Source organism: Pseudomonas sp. DWRC2-2 (assembly GCF_049897885.1).
GTDB lineage: Bacteria > Pseudomonadota > Gammaproteobacteria > Pseudomonadales > Pseudomonadaceae > Aquipseudomonas > Aquipseudomonas azotoformans_A.
In genome coordinates, this window is sequence record NZ_JAFCXD010000005.1 from 430263 (window position 1) to 454134 (window position 23872).

A 23872-nucleotide genomic window follows, 5' to 3' on the forward strand; every position below is an offset into this window, starting at 1 on the left:
CGGGTTTCGCGCCTTGATGTCGCTGTTGACGCATGCCTGAAGGCTCCTGCCGCCACGCTCGCAACCCATTGATAGGTAAAGTAATTGATCTCCACAGCTAACATCACCATGCAGTTCGGCGCCAAGCCGCTCTTCGAGAACGTCTCGGTCAAGTTCGGCGCCGGCAACCGTTATGGTTTGATCGGTGCCAACGGTTGCGGCAAGTCGACCTTCATGAAAATCCTCGGCGGCGACCTCGATCCGTCCGGCGGCCAGGTCATGCTGGAGCCGAACGTACGCCTGGGTAAACTGCGCCAGGACCAGTTCGCCTACGAAGAATTCACCGTGCTCGACACCGTGATCATGGGCCACGAAGAGCTGTGGAAGGTCAAGGCCGAGCGCGACCGCATCTACTCGCTGCCGGAAATGAGCGAAGAAGACGGCATGGCCGTGGCCGAGCTGGAAACCGAGTTCGCCGAAATGGACGGCTACACCGCCGAATCCCGTGCCGGTGAATTGCTGTTGGGCCTGGGTATTCCCCTGGAGCAACACTTCGGCCCGATGAGCGAAGTGTCCCCAGGCTGGAAACTGCGTGTATTGCTGGCCCAGGCGCTGTTCTCCGATCCTGAAGTGCTGTTGCTCGACGAACCGACCAACCACTTGGACATCAACACCATCCGCTGGCTGGAAAACATCCTGACCCAGCGCTCCAGCCTGATGATCATCATCTCTCACGACCGTCACTTCCTGAACAGCGTGTGCACCCACATGGCTGACCTGGACTACGGCGAGCTGCGCCTGTTCCCGGGCAACTACGACGAGTACATGACCGTGGCGACCCAGTCCCGCGAGCAACTGCTGTCGGACAACGCCAAGAAGAAGGCGCAGATCTCCGAGCTGCAATCCTTCGTCAGCCGCTTCTCGGCCAACGCCTCGAAAGCCAAGCAGGCCACTTCCCGTGCCAAGGCGATCGACAAGATCCAACTGGCCGAAGTCAAACCGTCGAGCCGCGTAAGCCCGTTCATCCGTTTCGAGCAGAACAAAAAGCTGCACCGTCAGGCCGTCATGGTCGAAAAAATGGCCAAAGGCTTCGACGGCAAGCCGCTGTTCAAAGACTTCAGTTTCCAGGTTGAAGCTGGCGAGCGCGTAGCGATCATCGGCCCGAACGGTATCGGCAAGACCACCCTGCTGCGCACCCTGGTCAACGAACTGACCCCCGACGCCGGCAGCATCAAGTGGACCGACGCCGCAGAACTGGGCTACTACGCCCAGGACCACGCTCACGACTTCGAAGACGACGTGACCCTGTTCGACTGGATGGGCCAGTGGACCCAAGGCGAGCAAATGATCCGTGGCACCCTGGGTCGCATGCTGTTCTCCAACGACGAAATCCAGAAGTCGGTGAAGGTGATCTCCGGTGGTGAGCAAGGCCGCATGCTGTTCGGCAAGCTGATCCTGCAAAAGCCGAACGTGCTGCTCATGGACGAACCGACCAACCACTTGGACATGGAATCCATCGAAGCGCTGAACCTGGCGCTGGAGAACTACCCGGGCACGCTGATCTTTGTCAGCCACGACCGTGAGTTCGTATCGTCCCTGGCCACCCGCATCATCGAGTTGAGCGCCACCGGCGTGATCGACTTCAGCGGCACCTATGATGATTACCTGCGTAGCCAAGGTGTGGTGTTCTAAAGCACTCCGCCAGTAACTGTGGCGAGCGGGCTTGCCCCGCGTTGGGGCGCGTAGCGGCCCTAAAAAAGAACACCGCGCTCTGTCCGACAGAACGCGGTGTTTTTTATTGGGGCCGCTTCGCGCCCCAACGCGGGCGGTGCGACGATTCGGCAAGCCCGCTCGCCACAACAAGCCTGTTCATCAGGCAAAGTAGTTAGCCTGCTTTCTTTTCCCCCAAGCCCTTGCCATGATGCCCTCACCGCCCGCCCGCGAACGAGTGCCCATGTCTGCCGCCGCCCCCAGCTCCCTGTCGATCACCTTGCAGATCGTCTCTATCGTCTTCTATACCTTCATCGCGTTTATCTGCATCGGCCTGCCGATCGCGGTGATTCCTGGCTATGTGCATGAGCAACTGGGTTTCAGCGCCGTGGTGGCCGGGGTCACGATCGGTTTGCAATACCTGGCGACTCTGCTCAGCCGCCCCATGGCCGGGCGCATGTCGGACAACGTCGGCACCAAGCGCGCCATTGTGTTGGGGTTGGCGGGGATTCTGGTCAGCGGCGTGCTGACGTTCTTTGCGACATTGCTACAGAGCATGCCCGCCTTGAGCCTGGGCATTTTGATTGTCGGCCGACTGTTGCTGGGCGTGGCCCAAGGGCTGATCGGCGTAGGCACCATCAGTTGGTGCATGGGCGCCGTCGGTGCCGAACACACGGCGCGCTCGATTTCCTGGAACGGCATCGCGTCCTACGGCGCCATCGCCATTGGTGCGCCGCTGGGCGTGGTGATGGTGGCCGAATACGGCTACAACAGTCTCGGTATTGCACTGGCCGTATTGTCCGCACTGGGCCTGGTGCTGATCCGCAATAAACCCTCGGTGCCAGTGGTGCGCGGCGAACGTTTGCCGTTCTGGGCAGTGTTCGGGCGTATCGCGCCCTTTGGCGCCAGCCTGTGCCTGGCCTCCATCGGCTACGGCACCCTCACCACCTTTATCACCCTGTACTACCTCAATCGTGGTTGGGCCGGTGCGGCGTACTGCCTGACGGTGTTTGGGGTGTGCTTTATTCTGTCGCGGTTGGTGTTTATCTCTGCCATCAGCCGGTTTGGCGGCTTTCGTGCCGCCATTGCCTGCATGACCATCGAGACCCTCGGCCTGACGTTGCTCTGGCTGGCGCCGTCGACGGGCGTCGCATTGATTGGCGCAGGGCTGACCGGCTTTGGCTTGTCGCTGGTGTACCCGGCGCTCGGCGTGGAAGCCATCAAGCAGGTGCCCAATAGCAGCCGTGGCGCGGGCCTGAGTGCTTATGCGGTGTTCTTCGACTTGGCCCTGGCGATTGCCGGGCCGTTGATGGGCGCCGTGGCACTGAACCTCGGCTATGGCTGGATCTTCTTCTGCGCCGCGCTGTTGTCGGTGACGGCCTTGGGCGTGACCGTTCTGCTCAAGCGTCGCGCTTACTGATCAGCCGTCTGCATCCCGGCGCGGGTGGCTTGGCCGAGGGTGTGGCTGAAAAAGCGTCCTGCCTCGGAAATCAGGTCACGGTGAATCCCTTCGCGGTCGACGCCGTCGGCATCGGTGCAGATCGCCGGCATCGCCGCCAACTGATCACTGTCACACGGCGCCATGAACACAAAGTGCCCTGCCCCGGCCAACAGCTTGAAGTCCGGCGGTTCCGGCAACTTGCGCGCCAGCGCCGCAGCGTTCTTGTCCACGGCCACCAGCTTGTCGCCATCACCGCTGTAGAGCAGCACTGGCACATGCACGTCGGCCAGGGTGTGACGGCCAAACATCAAGCTCAACGGCGCCATCAGCATCAAGGCATGAATACGCGGATCGGATTGCGGTTGCAGGTCGTCGCGATCCACTACCAATTCGCCCTTGGTGGTGCAGGCGTCGCGATCTTCCGGGCGTTCCTGGCAGTAGCGACGCAGGCGGTCGAAGTCCGGCTTGGCACCGGCCAGGATCAACGCAGTTTCACCGCCCGCTGAATAACCGATAACGCCGACCTGATCGACGTTGACGAAGGGGGACAGCATCGGGTCGCCCAAGGTGGCGGTGATTGCTTCGGAAATCTGGATCGGCCGGCCATACAGGTTACTCACCGTGCCCAGGCGGCTGTGGTCCTTGTAGTTGTCGCCAGGGTGCAACACCGCCACCACCACGAAGCCTTTACGCGCCAGCGAAGTGGCCAGGTCATGCAAGGCCAGCGGCGTGCCGGTGTTGCCGTGGGACAGCATCAGCATCGGGAAACGGCCAATGGCAATCTTGGAGTCTTCCGTGGCAGCGACGCGATAGGCCCCCAGCGGCGTACTGTGCTCAAGCCCCGTGGAGGGATAAAAAGCGATGGCCTTCATCGGCTGCAAATCCAGCGGATCCAGGAAGGTCATGCGATGGAAGCCCACACTCCAATGCGGGTGCGGCGCAGGCGCGGCGTGCACTGAAACCAGGCCACCGAGCAGGGAAAGAACCATAACAGCACAAAGACGCATCATGAGGATGTCCACCTTTGCTGCATAAAGACCGGCATGTCGGGTTGAAAGGTCCATGGTTCAAGGCGCTCGACCGGGTGATAAACCCATGCGTGCATAACCTGGGCCAAAGTAATGACAGCGGGTAAACGAAAAAACTCCGTAGTCCGGTCGTTTTGAGGCGATCAGAATACAGAGTTTAGACGTCCCGTTTCAGAATGAAACGGGGAAAGGCACGGTTTTACCTAAGCTTTACGCAGCCGCGAACAATTGTTCGTTGATGAGTACGTTGGCGTCGCTCAAGGACTTGCTGCGGAATTCATCACCGTACGCCAGGCCATGGGCGCGGACGAATTCGATGTCGGTGATGCCGAGGAAGCCCAGCAGCACTTTCAGATAATCTTCATGGGCCACACCGGTCGCCTGGCCGACATGCAGGCCGCCCGAGGTCGACACAACGATGACTTTCTTGTTGCCGCACAGGCCTTCCGGACCGGCTTCGGTGTAGCGGAACGTCTGACCGGCAACGGCAATGCGGTCGATCCAGGCTTTCAGTTGAGTCGGGATGGTGAAGTTGTACATCGGCGCAGCGATCACCACCGCGTCGGCGGCGAGGAATTCAGCCAGGGTCTTGGCGCTGAGTTCTGCTTCGTGCTGTTGCGCGGCATTGCGCTGATCCGCCGGAGTGCCCAGGGCGCCCAGGGTCGCACCGGAGAAGTGGTTGAAGCCTTCGGCGGCCACGTCACGGTAGGTCACTTGCACACCCGGCTCAGCCGCTTGCCAAGCCTTGACCACACCAGCGCTGAGCTGACGGGACGCCGAGTTGTCGCCGAGGATGCTGGAATCGATATGCAACAGTTTCATGCGGGATCTCCAAGTGAGGATCGCGACGGGGCGATCAAGTGGGGTTGATCCTACAGATGATTCGAATAAACGATTAGACAGCTGAAATGCGACTGTTTGTCCTGCTGGCAGGACAATGCTCAGTGCGACGACACATAGATCGACGCTGACGTCGGTGCGGGCAACGCATAGGTGCGCTTCATCCACTGGATTTCTGCCTGGGGCGTGCGCCCAAAAAAGCGTTTGAACTCGCGGCTGAACTGCGAGGCGCTCTCATAACCGACTTGTGCACTGGCCGTGGCAGCAGTGATATCGCTGCGCAGCATCAACAGGCGTGCCTGATGCAAACGCGTTGACTTGAGGTACTGCATCGGCGAGGTGTCGGTGACAGTGCGAAAATGCGCGTGAAAGCTTGGCACACTCATCATCGCTTCCCGCGCCAACGTTTCTACGTCCAGGTGCTGGTGGTAGCCCCCATGAATCTTGCGAATCGCCCTCGCCACCTTGCCGAACTGCCCCTGGCGATTCAGGGCTGCGCGCATTGAGCCACCTTGCTCGCCCGTCAGGATTCGATAGTAGATCTCGCGCATCAGCGCCGGCCCCAGAATCTGCGCATCCATCGGCACGCTCATCACTTGCAGGAAGCGCAGCAATGATTCACTGAGCTGATCATCCATGGGTGACGAATACATGCCCCGTGGCTGGGCCTCGATCAATTCGGGGAAGTCGTCCAGCGCCACCATCAGCTGCGCCGCGAGGGTGAAATCCAGGCGCAGGTACACCGCCAGCATCGGCTCGGCTTCACTGGCGTCGGTCTCCATGGTGAAAGGCACCGGCACCGACACCACCAGGTAGTGCTGGGCGTCATACAAATAAACCTCATCCCCCAGGTAACCACGTTTCTGTCCCTGGCAGACGATCACGATGCCGGGGTCGTACAGCACCGGGACCCGATGCAATGGGCGATTGGAGCGCAGGAAACGCACGTCATCCAGTGCGCTCAGGTTATAGCCTTCCACAGGCGCCAAGGTGCCCATCAGCTCGATGATTCTGCCTGTTCGGTCCATATTTTCCGGCCTTTGCGTAAAACGCCACGTTAACGCGCAATCCACGACGAGGCTACGGACTTATAGGAATAGGCAATCAGCACATTGGAATGGATATTCGCTCAAATCCCGCATTTGCGTAGCCTGAAACAGCACTTTCAGCCCTCGGAGACTCCCCCATGCTTATCGTCTACAACCCTGCCACCGGTGAAGAAATCGGCCGTGTCGCCCAGCACACCGCAAACGAGGTCAAGGCTGCCGTCGACCGCACCTGCGCCGCCTTCCCTGACTGGTCTTCCAAGCTTGCCAAGGAACGCAGCGACATCCTGCGCCGCTGGCACGACGCGGTAAAAGCCGACAAGGAAGCCTTCGCCGAACTGCTCTGCCGCGAAAACGGCAAGTGCCTGAGCGAGGCCCGCGGTGAAATCGACTACGGCCTGGGCTTTATCGAGTGGTACGCCGAAGAGGCCAAGCGCGTGTACGGCGACACCATTCCCACTCACGACCGCAATGCCAACGTGATGGTCACCAAGGAAGCCATCGGCCCGGTCGCCGCCATCACCCCGTGGAACTTCCCGTTCATGATGATCACCCGCAAGGTCGCCACAGCGCTGTCGGCTGGCTGCACCATGGTGATCAAGCCCGCAGAAGACACCCCGCTCACCGCCCTCAAGTTGCTGGAATACGCGCGCAAGGCCGGGATCGAGGCAGGCGTTCTGGAAGTGGTGGTGGGCGACCCGAAAGAAATTGGCCAGATCCTGACCGGCGACCCACGCATCCGCAAAATCTCGTTCACCGGCTCCACCGGCATCGGTAAATTGCTTGCCGCACAGTGCGCAGCGAGCATCAAGAAAATGACCCTGGAACTGGGCGGCAATGCGCCGTTTATCGTGTTCCAGGACGCCAACCTCGACGAAGCGGTGAAAGGACTGGTCAGTGCAAAACTGCGCAACTCGGGCCAGGTGTGCATCTCGCCGAACCGCATCTTCGTGCAACACAGCATCCTCGAGGACTTCATCAAGCGTTTGAAGCATGCCGTGGCCGAGATCGAAGTGGACCAGGGCTTGCGTGAAGGCTTTGTGGTCGGCCCCATGGTCAATCAACTGGGCTTCGACAAGGTGGCGCGACTGGTGGAAAACGCCAAGGCCGCCGGGGCCAAGGTATTGATGGGCGGCCAGCCCCACGCCAAAGGTGGCCTGTTCTACGAGCCGACGGTGTTGACCGGCTTGCAGGACGATTCTCCCCTGGCGACCGAGGAAATCTTCGGGCCGGTGTTCGCTCTCTATTCGTTCAAGGATGAAGCCGAAGTCATCGCCCGCGCCAACCAGACCGAATTCGGCCTGGTGGCCTACGCCTACACCAGCGCTCTGGGACGGTCGTTGCGCCTGTCGCGCCAGTTGGAGGCCGGCATGGTGATCCTCAACTCCGGATCAGTGGGCACTGCTTCCGTGCCATTTGGCGGCATCAAGCAGTCCGGTTATGGCCGTGAAGGCAGCTATTACGGGATCGAGGAGTATGTGCACGTGAAGTACGTGTTGATGGCTGGCGCACATTTGTAGTGGATTTGCCCTCGTCAGACGCGGATAGTTCGTCCCACTGACAGGACAATAGGTTGCCCATGCAAGACCTCAACGACCTCTACTATTTCGCCAAAGTCGTGGAAGCCGGTGGCTTCGCTGCCGCCGGCCGGCTGCTGGGGATTCCCAAGTCGCGGCTGTCGCGGCGCATCGCCGAGCTGGAAGAGCGCCTCGGCGCACGCCTGCTGCAACGCACTACGCGCCAACTCACCCTCACTGCCGTCGGCGAGCGCTACCTGCGGCATTGTCAGGCGATGCTGCTGGAGGCGGAAATGGCCGATGAGGCGGTGGCCAGCATGTCCAGCGAGCCCCGTGGACGGCTGCGCGTCAGTTGCCCGGTGGGCATGGCCCAGCACATCCTGCCGGAACTGGTGGCTGGATTTCTGGCGGCTCATCCCCAGGTGCAATTGGAGATGACCCTGGTCAACCGCCGTGTCGACCTGGTCGCCGAGGGTATCGATGTCGCCCTGCGCGTACGCGAGCTGGGCGATGAGGACCCGCTGTTGGTGACCAAGCGCCTGCGTCAGGCCCAGACCGTGCTGGTGGCCAGCCCCGCGCTGATGCACGGCCGTCAGGTCGCGACGCTTGAGGATCTCAAGCAGCTACCGATCCTCGGTGCGCTGGAGGCAGATCGCCTGGTGCATCAACGCATTCTCGACCCCCAGGGCAACACCCACGACCTGGCGATGGAAGCCCGTTTGGGGATCGACGACTTCATCGTGCGCAAGGCCAGCGCCATCATGGGGCTGGGCTTTACCGTGCTGCCGATGATGTATTGCGAAGAGGAATTGGCCAACGGCCGGTTGGTGCAACTGCTGCCGGAGTGGTCCTTGCCGGGCGGCTGGTTGCAAGCGGTGTACCCGCATCGTCGTGGCGTGTTGCCGGCCATTCGTGCCTGGATCGATTACCTGGAAGAAGGTTTCAAAGGTTGCGGAGACCGCCTGCTATGAAAATGACCGAAGAACAAGTTGCCGCCTTCTGTCTGAGCCTGCCGGGCGCGCGGGAGGATTACAAATGGGGCGGCGTGCGTGTGTTTTCGATTGCGGGCAACAAGATGTTCGCGCTGCAGAACCTAAGGGGTGAGTCGCTGGCGTTCAAGGTCGACAAGGAATTGTTCCTCGGCCATGTGGACCGCCCAGGCATTCACCCGGCGCCGTATCTGGCGCGGGCGCAGTGGGTGATCATGAATACGCCGTATCCGTTGGGTGATGAGGAGTTGCGTGGGTTGTTGCGGCGTTCTCACCAGCTTGTCGTGAGCAAGTTGCCCAAGCGCACGCAGGTCGGGCTGTTGCTGGATGATTGACGCAAAGCACTAGGTATCTAATTTAGGTAGAGATGGCGATAAGTACCCTGTGGCGAGAGCAAGCCTATAACACTGAGAGCAAGGTGCCACCGAGGAACAGCTGATCCAGCCAGAACACCTCATGCAACAACACAATCACCCAAAACAACACCTGGTAAGACACCTTGCGCGTCTTGTGCCGGAACACCTGCTGGGCAATCAACGCCCCCGGCCAGCCGCCCGCCAGTTCCACGGCGTGCAGGATGTTTTCCGGGGTGCGCCAGCTGTCCGTACGCGCCTTGCGTTTGTCGCTCCAGTACAGGAAGAACGCGATCACGCTGACCACGCCATAGGCCGCCAGCGGAATCACAGTCTCGCCGCGCTGCCATACCAGCACCGAACCCAGCAGCGGCGCTGCGCATAACAGCACGAAGATCGCCGCTTTCAGACGGGAATGCTGGATCATCATGCCTTGGCGGCCGCCCAGTCGATCCAGCCGAACTGCCAGGTCGCCAGGATCAGCAAACCGAACGCAATGCGATACCAGGCAAACACGGCATAGCTGTGGCTGGCGATGAACCTGAGCAGGCCCTTCACGGCGATCATCGCGAAGATGAACGAGGTCACAAAGCCGATGGCGAACACCGGCAAGTCCGCCGGCTGGAACAGGTCACGGTACTTGTAGCCCGAATACACCGCCGCACCGACCATGGTCGGCATCGCCAGGAAGAACGAGAACTCGGTGGCGGTCTTGCGCGACAGCCCGAACAGCAAGCCACCAATAATGGTCGAGCCGGAACGCGAAGTCCCTGGGATCATCGCCAGGCACTGGGCCAGGCCGACCTTGAGCGCGTCTTTCCAGGTGATGTCATCCACGGTTTCAGCGTGCACTTCATGCTCGCGGCGCTCGGCCCACAACATGATGATGCCGCCGATCACCAGCGCCGTGGCCACGGTGATCGGGTTGAACAAGTAGTGGTGAATCAGGTCGGCAAAAATCACCCCCAGCACCACCGCCGGCAGGAAGGCGATCAGCAGGTTGACGGTAAATCGCTGGGCCTTGCGCTGGGTCGGCAGGCCGCTGACCACTTCGAAAATCTTGCCGCGAAACTCCCACACCACCGCCAGGATCGCGCCCAGCTGGATAATGATGTTGAACGCGTTGAAGCGGTCGCCGGTAAAGTCGAGCAAGTCGGCGACGATGATCTGGTGGCCGGTGCTGGAAATCGGCAGGAACTCGGTCAGCCCCTCCACAACGCCAAGAATCAATGCCTGTATGGCGGTCCAAAAATCCATGCTTCCCCCAAAGGTCTTGCTCTATGGCAAGCCTCGTTAATCTTTTTAATGGTTCACTGACGACAAGACGCGGTGTTGAGTTTCAACCCCGACCTGCAAAAATCTTGTGAAAAATCAGACAGTACTCAGGTTTTCCGAATACAGGCCGAAAGCCTATCAGACAAGTCGGAAAAGTCGATGCAGCACCCACAATTATAAAAAGCACGGAGTGACAGGACGATGAACAGTTTGCGCAATATGTCGATCAGCCGGCGCCTGTGGCTGATCCTGATAGTCGCCGTGCTGATGCTGCTGGCCCTGGGTTTGCTGATGCTCAAGCAGATCCACGACGACCTGTACCAGGCCAAGCGCCAGCAAACCCAACACGTGGTGCAGACCGCCAGCGGGATCCTGACGTTTTATCACGGCCTCGAAACCACGGGCGTGATGACCCGCGAAGCCGCCCAGAAGCAAGCCTTGAGCGCGGTGCGTGGCTTGCGCTACGACCATGACGACTACTTCTGGATCAATGACCTCACGCCCGTGATGATCATGCACCCGGCCAATCCCAAGCTCGACGGCCAGAACCTTTCGGCCATCCGCGACCCCGACGGTTTTGCCGTGTTCAACGAATTCGTGATCCTGGCCAAGGCCAAGGGCGCCGGCATCGTCAACTATCGCTGGCCGAAACCGGGCGCCGAAGCGCCGGTGGCCAAGACGTCGTATATCCAACTGTTCCAACCCTGGGGCTGGATCCTCGGTTCCGGCGTGTACGTGGACGATGTGCAGGCTGAGTTCAGCGGCCAGGTCTGGAAAGCCTCGTTCATCGGCCTGGGTATCGCCGTGGTGATGGCGCTGCTGGTCTCGCTGATCGCCCGCAGCATCGTGCGACCGTTACAGGACGCAGTGAACGCCATGGGCAACATCGCCAGCGGTGAAAGCGACCTGACCCGTAGCCTCGACACCCACGGCCAGGACGAAGTCACCCAGCTGTCCCGGCACTTCAACAGCTTCACCGCCAAGCTGCGCCAAGTAGTGGGCCAATTGCAGGTGTGCGCCAATGCCCTGGGCCAGTCCTCACAGGAATTGGGCAGCAACGCGACCCAGGCCCATGACCGCAGCCAGCAACAATCCCAGCAGATGGAATTGGTGGCCACCGCCATCAACGAAGTCACCTACGGCGTGCAGGACGTGGCCAAGAACGCCGAACACGCCGCCAGCGAAATGCGCGACGCCCAAGCCCAGGCGCAACAAGGCCAGGTGAATATCGACGGCAGCCTGCAGCAGATCGACCAGCTCTCCGGCACCATCAGCCAGGCAGTGGAAGTGATCCGCACCCTGTCTGCGGAAAGTACCCAGATCGGCAGCGTGCTTGAAGTGATCCGCTCGATTGCCGACCAGACCAACCTCTTGGCGCTTAACGCGGCGATTGAAGCAGCCCGCGCCGGCGAACAAGGGCGTGGCTTCGCCGTGGTGGCCGATGAAGTGCGGCTGCTGGCCCAGCGCACGCAAAAATCCACCGCCGAAATCCAGGTCATGATCGAACGCCTGCAAGGCCACTCGGAAGCGGCGGTCAAGGTGATCAGCGACAGCCACAGCGCCTCGCAACTGACTATTGAACAAGCCGGTCAGGCCGGTGCCAGCCTGACTGCCATCGGCCAGGCGCTGCGCAACCTCAATGGCCTCAACGCCTCGATTGCCAGCGCCACCCTGCAACAAGCCCACGTGGTGGAAGACATCAACCAGAACGTCACCCAGGCCGCCGGTTTGTCCCACAGCACCGCGCTGGCGGCGCAACAGTCGAGTGTGGCGAGTGCGCACTTGCGCGGCCTGAGCGAACAGCTCGACGGCCTGCTGCGCCAATTCAAGGTCTGAGCCTGTGGCGAGCGGGCTTGCCCCGCGTTGGGCTGCGTAGCGGCCCCAATAAATACGCCGCATTTTGCCTGACAGACTGCGGCGCCTGGTTTTAGGGCTGCTTCGCAGCCCAACGCGGGGCAAGCCCGCTCGCCACAGCAGTTAATTCCTACGCCAATCTTCTTTGGTTACAATCACCGCCCTCTTCCACTCTCCCAAGGAACCTCCATGTCCGGGCTTGAACTGTTCGCCGCCGCCCTCGGGGTGATTGCCGTGTGGCTGACCGTCAAGCAAAACCCCTGGTGTTGGCCCATCGGCCTGGTAATGGTGTTGCTCTACACCTGGGTGTTTTTCGACGTGAAACTCTATTCCGACATGCTGCTGCAGGTGGTCTACGCCGCCTTACAAGTCTACGGCTGGTGGCAGTGGACCCGCGCCGGCGAGGTCAAGCAAGGGCGTCAGGTCAGCAGCCTCGGCGTGCCGGCGATCATGGCCAGCCTGGCGGTGGGCGCCGTCGGCAGTCTGTTGCTCGGTGCCGCCATGGCGCACTGGACGGATGCTGCTCAGCCTTGGCTCGATGCCGCCCTCACCGGCTTCAGCCTGGTAGCGCAGATGTGGATGGCACAGAAACGCGTGCAGTGCTGGCCGTTGTGGATTGCCGTGGATGTGATCTTCGTCGGGCTGTTCCTCTACAAAGGCCTCTACCTCACCGCCGCGCTCTACGCGCTGTTCACCGTGATTGCCGTGCAAGGCTGGCGTGAATGGCGCGCCGACCCGGCGTTGCACGCATGAAGGTGGTGGTACTGGCCGGCCCGGAGTCCAGCGGTAAAAGCTGGCTGGCGGCGCAGTTGCAGGCGCATTTCGGTGGATTGATGGTGGGTGAATACGTGCGTTATTTCATCGATCACCATCAACGCGACACCACCCTGGCCGACATCCCGGCCATCGCCCGTGGCCAACTGGCCTGGGAAGACGCCGCCCGCGCCCAACAGCCTGAACTGTTGATCCTCGATACCCACCTGCTGACCAACAAGCTCTGGAGCCAGACCCTGTTCGGCGACTACCCGGCCTGGCTCGACAGCGAGTTGCTGGCCCGCCATTACGACCTGCACCTGTTGTTGTCGCCGGAGGATGTGGAATGGACCGCCGACGGCCAACGCTGCCAGCCGCAACTGGCGGATCGCCGGGCGTTTTTCCAGGGCAGCCTGGAGTGGATGCAACAGCATCAACAGCCGGTGGTGGTGATTCGGGGGGATTGGGAAGCGCGCCGAACGGCGGCGTTTGCTGCGGTAAAGAAACTGCTGTAGGAGCGAGCTTGCTCGCGAACAACGCAAGGGCACCGCGTTAATCCAGAACGCCCGCGTTATCGTTGACGTTCTTCGCGAGCAAGCTCGCTCCTACAGTGAGCAACAGCGTTTAGTAACCCAAGGACAGGCCCGTGTTACGACGTGGGTCGTTAGCCCCATAGAAGCGGTTTTTACCAACAGGCTTGCCATCCAGCGACGGCGCACCTACCAAAATCGCCGCCAAGTGGTTGGCATCCTGCGGTCCGGCAAACTTGTGGCCCCAGCTCTCAAGGATCTTCTGGGTGTCCGGGCTCACCGCGAACGTTTCGAGGTTGGTGGTTTCCGGCATCCATTGCTGGTGGAAGCGCGGCGCGTCCACGGCTTCCTGGATGTTCATCTTGTAGTCGATGACATTCAGGATCGTCAGCAAGGTCGCGGTAATGATGCGACTGCCACCCGGCGTACCCACCACCATCACGGCCTTGCCTTCCTTGGTCACGATGGTCGGGCTCATCGACGACAGCGGCGCCTTGCCCGGCGCGATGGCGTTGGCTTCACCCTGGACCAGGCCGTACATGTTCGGCACGCCGACCTTGACGGTGAAGTCGTCCATTTCATCGTTGAGGATCACCCCGGTCTTGCTCGCCATCACGCCCGCACCGAACCAGTCGTTGAGGGTGTAGGTGACCGAGACCGCATTGCCCCACTTGTCGACGATGGAATAGTGGGTGGTGTTGTTGCCTTCATGGGGCGACACGCCCGGCTTGATCGCCTGGGAGTCACCGGCTTTTTGCGGTTCGATGGCGTCGCGCAGTTTAGTCGCGTAGTTTTTGTCCAGCAGGTGTTCGATCGGGTTCTTCACGAAGTCCGGGTCGCCGAGGTAGCTGTTGCGGTCTACATAGGCGTGGCGCATGGCTTCGATCTGGTAGTGCAGGCCCTGGGCCGAGTGATAGCCGAGGTCGGCCATCGGGTAGCCTTCGAGGATGTTCATGATCTGGCAGATCACCACGCCGCCCGAGCTTGGAGGCGGTGCCGAGACCACGTGGTAGCCACGGTAGTCGCACTCGATGGGCGCCAGTTCGCGGGTCTTGTACTTGTCGAGGTCAGCCTGGGTGATGATGCCCTTGCCGGCCTGACTGGAGTCCACCAGGGCCTTGGCGACCCAGCCTTTATAGAAACCGTCGCTGCCCTTGGCCGAGATTTCCTTGAGGGTCTTGGCCAGGTCTTTCTGCACCAGCTTCTGGCCGACCTGCATCGGCTGACCGTTGTGCAGGAAGATCCCGCGCATGTCCTTGTCTTTTTCAAACTCGCCGGTGGCGGTGTGCAACAGGTCGATATCGCCCTGCTCCAGCTCGAAGCCGTTTTCCGCCAGCTTGATCGCCGGGGCGATGACTTGGGCGCGCTTGAGGGTACCGTATTTGCTCAGGGCCAGCTCCATGCCCGAGACGGTGCCGGGCACGCCAACGGCCAGGTGACCCTTGGCGCTGAGGCCTTCGATGACATTGCCGTCTTTGTCCAGGTACATGTTGGCGGTGGCCGCCAGAGGTGCTTTTTCGCGGAAGTCGAGGAAGGTCTTGCGCCCGTCGGCCAGTTGCACGGTCATGAAACCGCCGCCACCCAGGTTACCCGCCGCCGGGTACACCACCGCCAGTGCGTAGCCCACGGCCACAGCTGCGTCGACCGCATTGCCGCCGGCCTTGAGCACATCCACGCCCACGTGAGTTGCCAAATGCTGGGCCGTCACCACCATGCCATTTTCACCGGCCACCGGGGCCTGAGACGCGGCGTGCACACCACTGACTGTCAAGACCAGGGCGGTGGCTATCAAGGTACGGCTGAAGGGTTGGTATTTCATCCATGGCTACTCTAGTTATTGAGACGCACCAAAATAGCCCGCCGCGAATTTAATCCCCAGCGCAATGGCGTTTTTATTACAGAACTTGTCGGTCATAGAACGGACACGAAAAACCCCATGCTATATTTCGCGCCCAGACTGTCTGACCAGGCACTTTCACATGGCGATCAAGAAGACCGGCATCCGCGCCCAACAGGCCGACCAGACCCGTGCGCGCATCCTGCAGGCGGCGGTCAAGGTGTTCACCCGCGACGGTTACTCCGGCGGGCGTGTCGACAGTATCTCCAAGGAGGCGGACTCCAACGACCGCATGCTCTATTACTACTTCGGCAGCAAGGAACACCTGTTCGTCTGTGTGCTGGAACACACCTACGAGCAGTTCAACAAAGCCGAAAGCAAGCTCAAGCTGAACCTCGATGCACCCGAGCAGGCGCTGCGCGACCTGGTGGCGTTCATCTGGCATTACTACGTCAAGCACCCGGAGTTCGTGGCGATCCTGAGCATCGAAAACCTGCACCAGGGCAAGCACGCGCAACAGTCCGGCGAGATGCGCAGGTTGTCCGGGGAAGCGGTCGGCGTGCTGCGCCCGATCATCGAGGCGGGCCAGGCCCAAGGCGTGTTTCGCCGGGATGTGGACCTCAAGCACGTGTATTTGATGATCGCCTCGCTGTGCTACTTTTATAACTCCAACCGCCATACCCTCAGCTCGTTCCTCGGTGAAGACCTGGCAAACAAAGGCCAACAGCAGGATTGGCTGGGGTTTATCAGTGACCTAGTGCTGCGCGGCGTGACGCCTTAGTGGGTGCCTGGATTCGCGCGCAAATGCGCCACCTTCTGTTCCAGGCCATTCCACTGCGGCGCGTTCGGTGCGAATTTGCCGCGTAGGTAGGCCGCCAGATCCGCCACCTGGCTATTGGACAAACTGTCCTTGAACCCCGGCATATACCCCAGATCTTTGGTCGCCGGGTTGCTGATGCCCTGCAAAATCACCTTGATCAAATTATCCGGCTGATCGCTGTGTACATTGGTATTGGTCGCCAACGACGGGCTCACCCCAAACAGTTTCGGCCCCAGGCCATCCGCATGGCAGGCCTTGCAGGAGCCTTCGAACACCCGTCGACCGTTCGGATTCGGCACGCTGGCCGCCGCAGCCACCTGGGTCTCGGCAGCCGCATCACCGTTGAGCGAGGCCAGGTACACCGCCATCGCGCGGATATCCGCCTTGGGCAGTTTCGACAATTCACTGACCACCGGCCCCATCGGGCCAGCCGCCACGCCATGGGCGTCGGAATAGCCGGTGCTCAGGTAGCTAAACAGTTGGTCTTGGGTCCACGGCGTCGGGGCCTTGGACAAACCATTGAGGGCCGGCGCCTCCCAACCATCGACCCTGCCACCGGCCAGAAAGGACTTGCCGCCCTTCTCCGCGCCCATCAGGTTGCGCGGCGAATGGCAGGCGGCGCAGTGGCCCAGGCCGTTGACCAGGTAATTGCCGCGATTCCATTGCTCGCTGCGCTCAGGCTGCACCGAGATCTCACCGCGCCGCAGGTTCAGGGCATTCCAGCCCGCCATCAACGGCCGCAGATTGAACGGAAAGCTCATCGCATTCGGCGTCGGCGCCTGGCTCACCGGGGCCTGAGACATCAAATAGGCGTACAACGCCTGCATGTCCGCATCGTTGATATTGCGAAACGCCGTATAAGGAAACGCCGGATACAGATTGCGCCCGTCACGACCAATACCGTCACGCATCGCCCGCTCGAAGGCCGGGTAGGACCAGGCGCCAATGCCGGTCTGCACATCCGGGGTGATATTGGTGCTGTACAGCGTGCCGAACGGTGTTTCCATGGCCAATCCACCGGCATTGGTCGCGCCACCGGGCGCCGTGTGGCACACCGCGCAATCGCCCACCGCCGCCAGCAACCGCCCGCGCTCCAAAGTGGCCTTGGACCAAGTGCCGGCGCTGGGCGGTGCAATCGGCGCGATTTCACTGTGGAACGGCCAGGCCGTCGCGAGCACCGCCCCCAACGTGGCGAACAGCGCACCAAACCACCATTTGCGGCGTTTCTCCGGCGACTTGGCCGGCTCGCCCAAGGTGCCCGCATTCAACGCTGCCAACACCCGCTCCGGGGTGATCGGCAGCTCGCGAAAACGAATGCCGGTGGCGTCATAGATCGCATTGGCAATCGCCGCCGCACTGGGCACCGACGCCGACTCTCCGGCGCCCATGGGTGGCTGGTCCTGGCGCGGCATCATCATCACGTCGATCTGTGGCACTTCGGGGAAGGTCAAGATCGGATAACCGCCCCACTCCTTGCTCGCCACCGTCGACTCTTCAAACGTCACCCGTTCCTTCAACACGCGGCTGGTGGACTGGATCACATTACCGTGGATCTGGTGCTGCACGCCGGCCGGGTTGATCATCATCCCGGAGTCATGCCCGATCACCACGCGGGTCACCGACACGTCGCCGGTTTGCTTGTCGATGGCCACATCCGCCACCCACGCCGCCCAGGCCGCGCCGAATCCGGGGAATTTGCTGTGGATGTAGCGCGCATAGGCAAAGCCACGGCCACGCAGCAGATGGTCCTCGTTGGCGGTTTGCATCGGCGCAGTGCGCGGCGCCCAGTTGGCGCGTTCGGCGGTGGACTTTACCAGGTCGATGGCGCGCTCGTCCTTCAAGTAACGCAGGCGGTATTCCACCGGGTCGACGCCGGCGGCGAACGCCAGTTCGTCGATGTAGGACTCGTGGGCAAAGGTGTTAGGCAAGGCCGACACGCCGCGCATCCACGACGCGCGCACGATGGGCGCCATGTCGTTGATGGTCACGCGCATATTCTCGATGTCGTAAGGCGGGATCGAGGTGCGGTCGCCCATCTCGAACATCGCCGCCACCGGCTCTACACGGCCGGTCAGCAGCAACGCCAGGGTCGGTGCGCCGTTGGACGGATAGCTGGTTTCAAAATCGTAGGCCGCGATGCTACCGTCGGCGTTGAGACCGCCATCGACATTCATCAGTTGCGCGGTGCCCTTGGGCTCCCACAGGTGTTCCTGCTCGCGGGTCAGTTGCACGCGCACCGGCTTGCCCACCGCACGGGACAACAGCAAGGCATCGGCGCACACGTCATCCGCACAATTGCGCCCGTAGCAGCCGGCGGCTTCCATGCGGATCACATCGATCAGCGCTTCATCGCACTCCAGCAACCACGCCAGGTCGGCGCGCAACAGATGCGGGTTCTGGCTGCCTGACCACACCCGGCTGCGGGCTGGCGAATAATCCGCCACGCCGCAGGACGGGCCGATCGAACCGTGCATCTGGTACGGCCAGAGATAACTGCGCGGCATGCGTTGGCTGGCGCCGGCCAGGGCTTCGTCGACATTGCCCTGGTCAAGCACGGTTCGGCGTACGCGGGGGTTGTCGCGGATCGCCTGTTCAACATCACTCATGTCCGGTAACGCGTGGTTCCAGGGTTTCCAGTGCACCTGCAATTCGCTGGCGGCCTTGACCGCCTGCTCTTCACGCAGCGCCACCACACCGACAAAATCGCGGATCACCACCACCGCGACGATACCGGGGATATGCGCGATGGACGACTCATCCACGCTCAACAGGCTGTTGCCGACAAAATCGCCACAATCGAGCCCGGCATACGGCGGGCGAATCACCCTGCCATGCAGCATGCCCGGCACGCGCATGTCGTGTACGTAGGTCAGCTCGCCCGTGGCTTTGCCGGGGATATCCACTCGCGCAGCGCCCTTGCCCACCAGGCGGTAGTCCTCGATGGGTTTGAGCGGCGCGTCACCGCTGATGCGCAGTTGGTCATGCTGGCCGCTGACCAGTTCGGCATACGTGGCGGTGCGCCCGTCGGCTGCGTGGATGACGCCAGCATCGACCTTCAGGCTGGCCGTGCTCACACCCAGGCGCCCCGCCGCCCGCGCCAACAGGAAACGCCGCGCTTCGGCTGCGGCATTGCGCAGGGGTACCGCGGAAATCTGCAAGGTCGCACTGGCGATGGTTGCGCCCTGGTTGGGCACACGCTCGGTGTCGCCGAGCACCATCTTCACCTGCTCCATCGTCAGGTCAAGCTCTTCGGCGACGATCTGCGCCAACGATGTGCGAATACCGGTGCCCAGGTCCACATGGCCATTGAACGCGTACACCAGGCCGTCATCGTTTACCGCAATGAACAGCCCCAGTTCCTTGGGTTTCACGGTGGGCGTGCCGCCCTTTGCCACCGGCCCCGAAGGCGGCAGCACGTCATCGACGATCAACAAAACGCCGGCCTTGGCCAGCCACTGGTCACGGGAAAGGGGGGTGTCGGTCATGGTCATCAATCCACGGTCATCAGGCGGGCCGCACGCAGCACGGCGCGCAGGATTTCGATATGGGTGCCGCAACGGCAGAGGTTGCCCGACAGCTCGTTGCGCACCTCGGCTTCGCTGGGGTTGGGGTTACGGTCGAGCAAGGCCTTGGTGGTCATGATCATGCCGTTGAGGCAGTAGCCACATTGCGCGGCCTGCTCGTCGATAAAGGCTTGTTGCACCGGGTGCGGCTCCTGGCGTGAGCCCAGACCTTCCAGGGTGACAATCTCGCGGCCCACAGCCCCCGACAACGGAAACACACAGGAACGGGCCGCCACTCCATCGATGATCACGGTGCAGGCACCGCACTCCCCCAGGCCGCAGCCGTATTTGGGGCCATTGAGTTCCAGGTCATTGCGCAGCACCAGCAACAGCGGCGTGTCCGCCATGGCGCTGACGTCGCTTTTCTGCCCGTTGACCTCAAGCGTTACCGTGATGTGCTGGCTGATCATTCGCTTCGCCCGTAACAGTTGGTGAAGTATTCACTACATCAAACAGTCAAAAAAAAGCGTCGTGGGCCTGGGGCCTCACGACACACTTGACGGATGAAGTGGCTACTACATGAACTCAGAGCAAGATCGATGCCAGCTGCGATTATTCCTGCGGGTCGTCGATCATCTTGCGCAACAGGAACAACACCGCGACCCGTTCGGCCGGGTTGAGATTGCTCAGGGTCAATTCGCTGATCTGCGCAGCGCGCGGCGCGGTCTGGGCGACCAGTTCGGCGCCTGCCGGGGACAGGTCCACCACCACTTTGCGCTTGTCCTGCGGGTCCGGTTCCAGGCTGATCAGCGCCTTGGTCTTGAGCCGCTCGACGATGCCGCGAATGGTCGCCTGGTCCACGGCCGTGGCCTTGACCAGTTCGGTCAGGGAGCTTGCACCGTGATCGCGCAGGGCACACAGGGTGACGAACTGCACGGCGGTGAGCTGGGAATCGCCAACATTCTGCTGAAAGATCGCCAGGTGGCGCTGGTAGGCCTTGCGCAACAGGTGGCCGACTTGTTCAGAAAAGACGTAGGAATCTGGCACGGCGGGGCTCGGTGGGTGGCTAACGTGGGGAGGCATGATACTCCATCCCCACACCTCTGATCAGCGGGCGCGGGAGGCTTGCGGCGCAACCACATCCCCGGCAATCACAACCGCTTCATCATCCAGGTACACATCGCAATTGCGCAGCGGAATATCCATATGGCACGGCGTCTTGCGTGTCCCGCCCACTTCGGTATTCGGCCCGGTGGAGAACAGGAAATTGCCATAGAACGCCCGCGCGTCCATGCACATGCCGTCGTTCTTGTCGTGCAAGCCCATGGCCGTCCACTGCGCCCGTGGCTGCAGGCCCCAGCCGATATGGGAGATGCCGTACACCTCGGGGTCGTTGAAGTACTTCATGTAGTCACGCAGGTATTCAGCCTCGAAACCACCGTGGATGTTGGTGATGAAGCCCTTCTCGATCTCCAGGGTGATCTTCTCGCGGGTATAGGTCTTGAACGGCAGCAGGATGTCACCGATGTCCAGCACCAGCACGCCTTCGGCGGTTTCTTCGTTGGGCCAGGAGAACAGGAAACCACTCGGCCAATGGTCCCAGCGTCCCGGCTCATCGGCAAAACCGTATTCGGTCACCGACGGGTACTGCCCCAAGGCGGCGCGGAAGTCACTGCCGGCACGGGATTTCACGTGGATCGAGCGCGCTTTTTTCAGCAACTGTTCGGCCGCCAGTACACGCACCTTGTCCTCTTCGGTCGGCAGCATGCGCGCCAGTACTTCCGGCGGCTCCACCGCCAGCAGGATGCGCGTGCCGGTCTTGAGGATCTGCTCCTGCTCTGGCGAGTGCAGCAGCATCATGGTGTCGACGATCAAGTCGGCGGCTTCCAGTGCACGCTGGGCGGCGATATTGCCGGTGAGCGCGGTGTCGCCACAGTAGGCGGTCATGTCATTGCCCATCGCCCTGGGATGGTTGAACGACGGCAACTCCACCGCATACACCTTGGCCCCCAGGCGCTGCGCGCCGTCCATCGCGGCACGCACGGTGCGCGGGTCGGAGTAATGGCTCTTGAGCACGGCTACGCTCTGGGTCGGGTCGACCTTGGACAGCGTCAACACGTGTTCAAACATCTGGGTCAGTTCGCAATCACTTACCGGCATTTTCCTGTCTCCTGTGGGCCTGCACCAAGTTCAGGCACTGCGCTTCACTCTAGTGCGTTTTTTATAGCGTATACGCCATTTAATAACGATAAGACCCGAATTGCAGTCAGACTGCAAGCGGTGCGCAAAAACGTTACGTATTGAAACAAACCTAGCAATTGCTAACAATAAACCGTTACACAGGACAAATACGGCCAAAAAATAAATTTGCAAAGACAGGCTTCCCATTTCAAAAAATGAGCGTATACACTTTAAAAACCTTGCGGACAGACGCCGCCGAAAATCAAAAAAGAGAGAGGAACACGCCCCATGGGAAGCACTCAGAAAATCGCCATCGTCGGCGCAGGCCTGGGCGGTGCCGCCGCAGCCACCCTGTTGCAGCAAGCCGGCTTCGACGTGGATGTCTACGAGCAGGCGCCGGAGTTTTCCCGCTTGGGCGCGGGGATCCACATGGGCCCCAACATCATGAAAATCTTCCGCCGCATGGGCATCGAAAAGCAGCTGGACCTGATGGGCTCGCACCCCGAGCACTGGTTCAGTCGTTGCGGCGAGAGCGGCGACTACCTGTCGCGCATCCCGCTCACCGGCTATGGCGCGTCCTACATCACCGTGCACCGTGGCGACCTGCATGCGCTGCAGATGTCCACCCTCAAGCCCGGCACACTGCACTTCAACAAGCGCCTGGAAACCCTTGAAGAAACCGACACCCAGGTACGCCTGACCTTCGCCGATGGCCAGGTGACCTACGCCGACATCGTGATCGGCGCCGACGGCATCAATTCCAAGATCCGCGAAGAACTGCTCGGCGTGGAAAAACCGCTGTACAGCGGCTGGGTCGCGCACCGTGCGCTGATCCGGGGTGACCAGCTCGCCAAGTACGACCTGAAGTTCGAAGACTGCATCAAGTGGTGGACCGAAGACCGCCACATGATGGTCTACTACACCACCGGCAAGCGCGACGAGTACTACTACGTGACCGGCGTGCCCCATGCCGAATGGGACTTCCAGGGTGCGTTCGTCGACAGCAGTCGCGAAGAGATGTTCGACGCCTTCAAGGGCTACCACCCCACCGTCCAGGCCCTGATCGAATCCACCGAAAGCGTGACCAAATGGCCGCTGCGCAACCGCAACCCGCTGCCGTTGTGGAGCCGTGGCCGTCTGGTACTCCTCGGCGATGCCTGCCACCCGATGAAACCGCACATGGCCCAGGGCGCCGGCATGGCCATCGAAGACGCCGCCATGCTCACCCGCTGCCTGCAGGAAACCGGCATCAGCGACTACCGCACCGCCTTCCAGCTCTACGAAGCCAACCGCAAGGAACGCGCATCCCGCGTGCAGGCCGTGTCCAATGCCAACACCTGGCTGCGCACCCAGGAAGATCCGGCCTGGGTTTATGGCTATGACTTGTACGCCCAGGAACTGAAATCGGGGGTGGCCGCGTGAGCACTTTTCTCTACGGCGCCAACGTGCAGGCCAACGGCATTCGCCAGCACTACCTGCGTTATGGCGGCAAGGGCCCGGTGCTGATCCTGATCCCCGGCATCACCAGCCCGGCCATCACCTGGGGCTTTGTTGCCGAACGCCTCGGCGCGCAGTTCGACACTTACGTGCTGGATGTGCGCGGTCGCGGCCTGTCTTCGACCGGTCCTGACCTGGATTACAGCGCGGACACCTGCGCCGAGGACATCGGCGCCTTTGCCGACGCATTGAACCTGGACAGCTACCACCTGATGGGCCACTCCATGGGTGCCCGTTTTGCCGTGCGCAGTGCCGTCAAACACCCTCAAGGCGTGAAGCGCGTGGTGTTGATCGACCCACCGGTGTCAGGCCCAGGCCGACGCGAATACCCGAGCAAGCTGCCGTGGTACGTCGACTCCATCCGCCAATCCCTGGTCGGCATGGACGCGCAGGCGATGCGCGCCTTCTGCGCCACCTGGACCCAGGAACAACTGCAACTGCGCGCCGAATGGCTGCACACCTGCTACGAGCCCGCCATCGTGCGTGCCTTCAATGACTTCCACGATGTGGATTTCCACCAGGACCTGCCCCACCTCAAGGCCCCTGCCCTGTTGATGGTGGCCGGGCGTGGCGGCGTGATCCTTGATGAGGACATTGCCGAAATCCAGGACCTGCAACCGAGTATCCACGTCGCCCGCGTGCCAGACGCCGGCCACATGATTCCGTGGGACGACCTCGACGGTTTCTTCGTCGCCCTCGGCGACTTCCTCACACAATAA

Annotated in this window: 21 protein-coding genes; 11 read left to right on the forward strand and 10 right to left on the reverse strand. The window is 61.4% G+C overall.

Features of this window, described 5'->3' with window-relative positions; genetic code table 11:
- Positions 1 to 84 precede the first annotated feature (84 nt).
- Together ACP7EW_RS23755 and ACP7EW_RS23760 are read left to right on the forward strand one after the other, a co-directional pair.
- Positions 85 to 1671: an ABC-F family ATPase gene (locus ACP7EW_RS23755; RefSeq protein WP_026000030.1), complete on the forward strand. Its 1587-nt coding sequence runs from the start codon at positions 85 to 87 to the stop codon at positions 1669 to 1671.
- A gap of 262 nt (positions 1672 to 1933) precedes the next feature.
- Positions 1934 to 3109: an MFS transporter gene (locus ACP7EW_RS23760; protein WP_426220194.1), complete on the forward strand. Its 1176-nt coding sequence runs from the start codon at positions 1934 to 1936 to the stop codon at positions 3107 to 3109.
- Here ACP7EW_RS23760 and ACP7EW_RS23765 read toward each other — a convergent pair.
- The 3 genes from ACP7EW_RS23765 to ACP7EW_RS23775 form a co-directional block, all read right to left on the reverse strand.
- On the reverse strand, positions 3103 to 4140 hold the full coding sequence (locus tag ACP7EW_RS23765) for an alpha/beta hydrolase family protein (RefSeq protein WP_033901196.1): 1038 nt from the start codon (positions 4138 to 4140) through the stop codon (positions 3103 to 3105). The two genes, ACP7EW_RS23760 and ACP7EW_RS23765, sit on opposite strands and share 7 nt — an antisense overlap.
- Positions 4141 to 4368: 228 nt before the next feature.
- On the reverse strand, positions 4369 to 4980 hold the full coding sequence (locus ACP7EW_RS23770) for an FMN-dependent NADH-azoreductase (protein ID WP_426220197.1): 612 nt from the start codon (positions 4978 to 4980) through the stop codon (positions 4369 to 4371).
- Between the two features lie 119 nt (positions 4981 to 5099).
- Complete coding sequence (locus ACP7EW_RS23775; RefSeq protein WP_426220199.1) at positions 5100 to 6026, reverse strand: AraC family transcriptional regulator N-terminal domain-containing protein; 927 nt, start codon at positions 6024 to 6026, stop codon at positions 5100 to 5102.
- A gap of 158 nt (positions 6027 to 6184) precedes the next feature.
- Between ACP7EW_RS23775 and ACP7EW_RS23780 the strand changes: the two genes are divergently transcribed.
- From ACP7EW_RS23780 to ACP7EW_RS23790, 3 genes are read left to right on the forward strand one after another with little or no spacing between them, the layout of a single operon-like run.
- Entirely contained in the window at positions 6185 to 7564 is a 1380-nt protein-coding gene (locus tag ACP7EW_RS23780) for an NAD-dependent succinate-semialdehyde dehydrogenase (protein WP_426220201.1), read from the forward strand.
- Between the two features lie 59 nt (positions 7565 to 7623).
- Positions 7624 to 8532, forward strand: a complete 909-nt coding sequence (locus tag ACP7EW_RS23785) for a LysR substrate-binding domain-containing protein (RefSeq protein WP_177113051.1) — start codon at positions 7624 to 7626, stop codon at positions 8530 to 8532.
- Complete coding sequence (locus tag ACP7EW_RS23790) at positions 8529 to 8885, forward strand: MmcQ/YjbR family DNA-binding protein (protein ID WP_426220203.1); 357 nt, start codon at positions 8529 to 8531, stop codon at positions 8883 to 8885. The genes ACP7EW_RS23785 and ACP7EW_RS23790 overlap by 4 nt, the downstream gene beginning before the upstream one ends.
- 64 nt (positions 8886 to 8949) lie before the next feature.
- On the opposite strand, the gene ACP7EW_RS23795 is transcribed toward ACP7EW_RS23790, so the two are convergent.
- Together ACP7EW_RS23795 and ACP7EW_RS23800 are read right to left on the reverse strand one after the other, a co-directional pair.
- Complete coding sequence (locus tag ACP7EW_RS23795) at positions 8950 to 9333, reverse strand: DUF1294 domain-containing protein (RefSeq protein WP_426220205.1); 384 nt, start codon at positions 9331 to 9333, stop codon at positions 8950 to 8952.
- The gene (locus ACP7EW_RS23800; protein WP_269134046.1) at positions 9330 to 10160 is read right to left on the reverse strand and encodes an undecaprenyl-diphosphate phosphatase; all 831 of its coding nucleotides are present in this window, start codon (positions 10158 to 10160) and stop codon (positions 9330 to 9332) included. The genes ACP7EW_RS23795 and ACP7EW_RS23800 overlap by 4 nt, the downstream gene beginning before the upstream one ends.
- A gap of 219 nt (positions 10161 to 10379) precedes the next feature.
- Here ACP7EW_RS23800 and ACP7EW_RS23805 point away from each other — a divergent pair, with 219 nt between their 5' ends.
- The 3 genes from ACP7EW_RS23805 to ACP7EW_RS23815 all read left to right on the forward strand — a co-directional run bounded on the left by ACP7EW_RS23805 (position 10380) and on the right by ACP7EW_RS23815 (position 13300).
- On the forward strand, positions 10380 to 12014 hold the full coding sequence (locus ACP7EW_RS23805) for a methyl-accepting chemotaxis protein (protein ID WP_426220207.1): 1635 nt from the start codon (positions 10380 to 10382) through the stop codon (positions 12012 to 12014).
- Between the two features lie 207 nt (positions 12015 to 12221).
- A complete protein-coding gene (pnuC, locus tag ACP7EW_RS23810) occupies positions 12222 to 12785 on the forward strand; it encodes a nicotinamide riboside transporter PnuC (protein WP_016977988.1) in 564 nt (187 codons plus the stop codon).
- Positions 12782 to 13300 (forward strand): AAA family ATPase, encoded by a 519-nt coding sequence (locus ACP7EW_RS23815; RefSeq protein WP_426220315.1) that lies wholly within the window; start codon positions 12782 to 12784, stop codon positions 13298 to 13300. The genes pnuC and ACP7EW_RS23815 overlap by 4 nt, the downstream gene beginning before the upstream one ends.
- Positions 13301 to 13409: 109 nt before the next feature.
- On the opposite strand, the gene ggt is transcribed toward ACP7EW_RS23815, so the two are convergent.
- Positions 13410 to 15134 (reverse strand): gamma-glutamyltransferase, encoded by a 1725-nt coding sequence (ggt, locus tag ACP7EW_RS23820; protein ID WP_426220209.1) that lies wholly within the window; start codon positions 15132 to 15134, stop codon positions 13410 to 13412.
- Positions 15135 to 15294: 160 nt separating this feature from the next.
- Between ggt and ACP7EW_RS23825 the strand changes: the two genes are divergently transcribed.
- Positions 15295 to 15933, forward strand: a complete 639-nt coding sequence (locus tag ACP7EW_RS23825; protein ID WP_269134044.1) for a TetR/AcrR family transcriptional regulator — start codon at positions 15295 to 15297, stop codon at positions 15931 to 15933.
- Here ACP7EW_RS23825 and ACP7EW_RS23830 read toward each other — a convergent pair.
- The 4 genes from ACP7EW_RS23830 to ACP7EW_RS23845 form a co-directional block, all read right to left on the reverse strand.
- Positions 15930 to 19457 carry a molybdopterin cofactor-binding domain-containing protein gene (locus tag ACP7EW_RS23830; RefSeq protein WP_426220211.1) on the reverse strand — a complete coding sequence of 1176 codons (3528 nt, stop codon included), beginning with the start codon at positions 19455 to 19457 and terminating at the stop codon, positions 15930 to 15932. The two genes, ACP7EW_RS23825 and ACP7EW_RS23830, sit on opposite strands and share 4 nt — an antisense overlap.
- Before the next feature lie 5 nt (positions 19458 to 19462).
- Positions 19463 to 19945 (reverse strand): (2Fe-2S)-binding protein, encoded by a 483-nt coding sequence (locus ACP7EW_RS23835; protein ID WP_426220213.1) that lies wholly within the window; start codon positions 19943 to 19945, stop codon positions 19463 to 19465.
- 142 nt (positions 19946 to 20087) lie between these two features.
- Positions 20088 to 20522 (reverse strand): MarR family winged helix-turn-helix transcriptional regulator, encoded by a 435-nt coding sequence (locus ACP7EW_RS23840; RefSeq protein ID WP_426220318.1) that lies wholly within the window; start codon positions 20520 to 20522, stop codon positions 20088 to 20090.
- A 60-nt stretch (positions 20523 to 20582) separates the two neighbouring features.
- The gene (locus tag ACP7EW_RS23845) at positions 20583 to 21635 is read right to left on the reverse strand and encodes a 2,5-dihydroxypyridine 5,6-dioxygenase (protein ID WP_426220215.1); all 1053 of its coding nucleotides are present in this window, start codon (positions 21633 to 21635) and stop codon (positions 20583 to 20585) included.
- Between the two features lie 309 nt (positions 21636 to 21944).
- On the opposite strand from ACP7EW_RS23845, the gene ACP7EW_RS23850 reads away from it, so the two are divergent.
- Positions 21945 to 23078, forward strand: coding sequence for an FAD-dependent monooxygenase (locus tag ACP7EW_RS23850; RefSeq protein WP_016977979.1), 1134 nt, complete (start codon positions 21945 to 21947; stop codon positions 23076 to 23078).
- Positions 23075 to 23872: an alpha/beta fold hydrolase gene (locus tag ACP7EW_RS23855; RefSeq protein ID WP_426220218.1), complete on the forward strand. Its 798-nt coding sequence runs from the start codon at positions 23075 to 23077 to the stop codon at positions 23870 to 23872. Before ACP7EW_RS23850 ends, ACP7EW_RS23855 begins: the two co-directional genes overlap by 4 nt.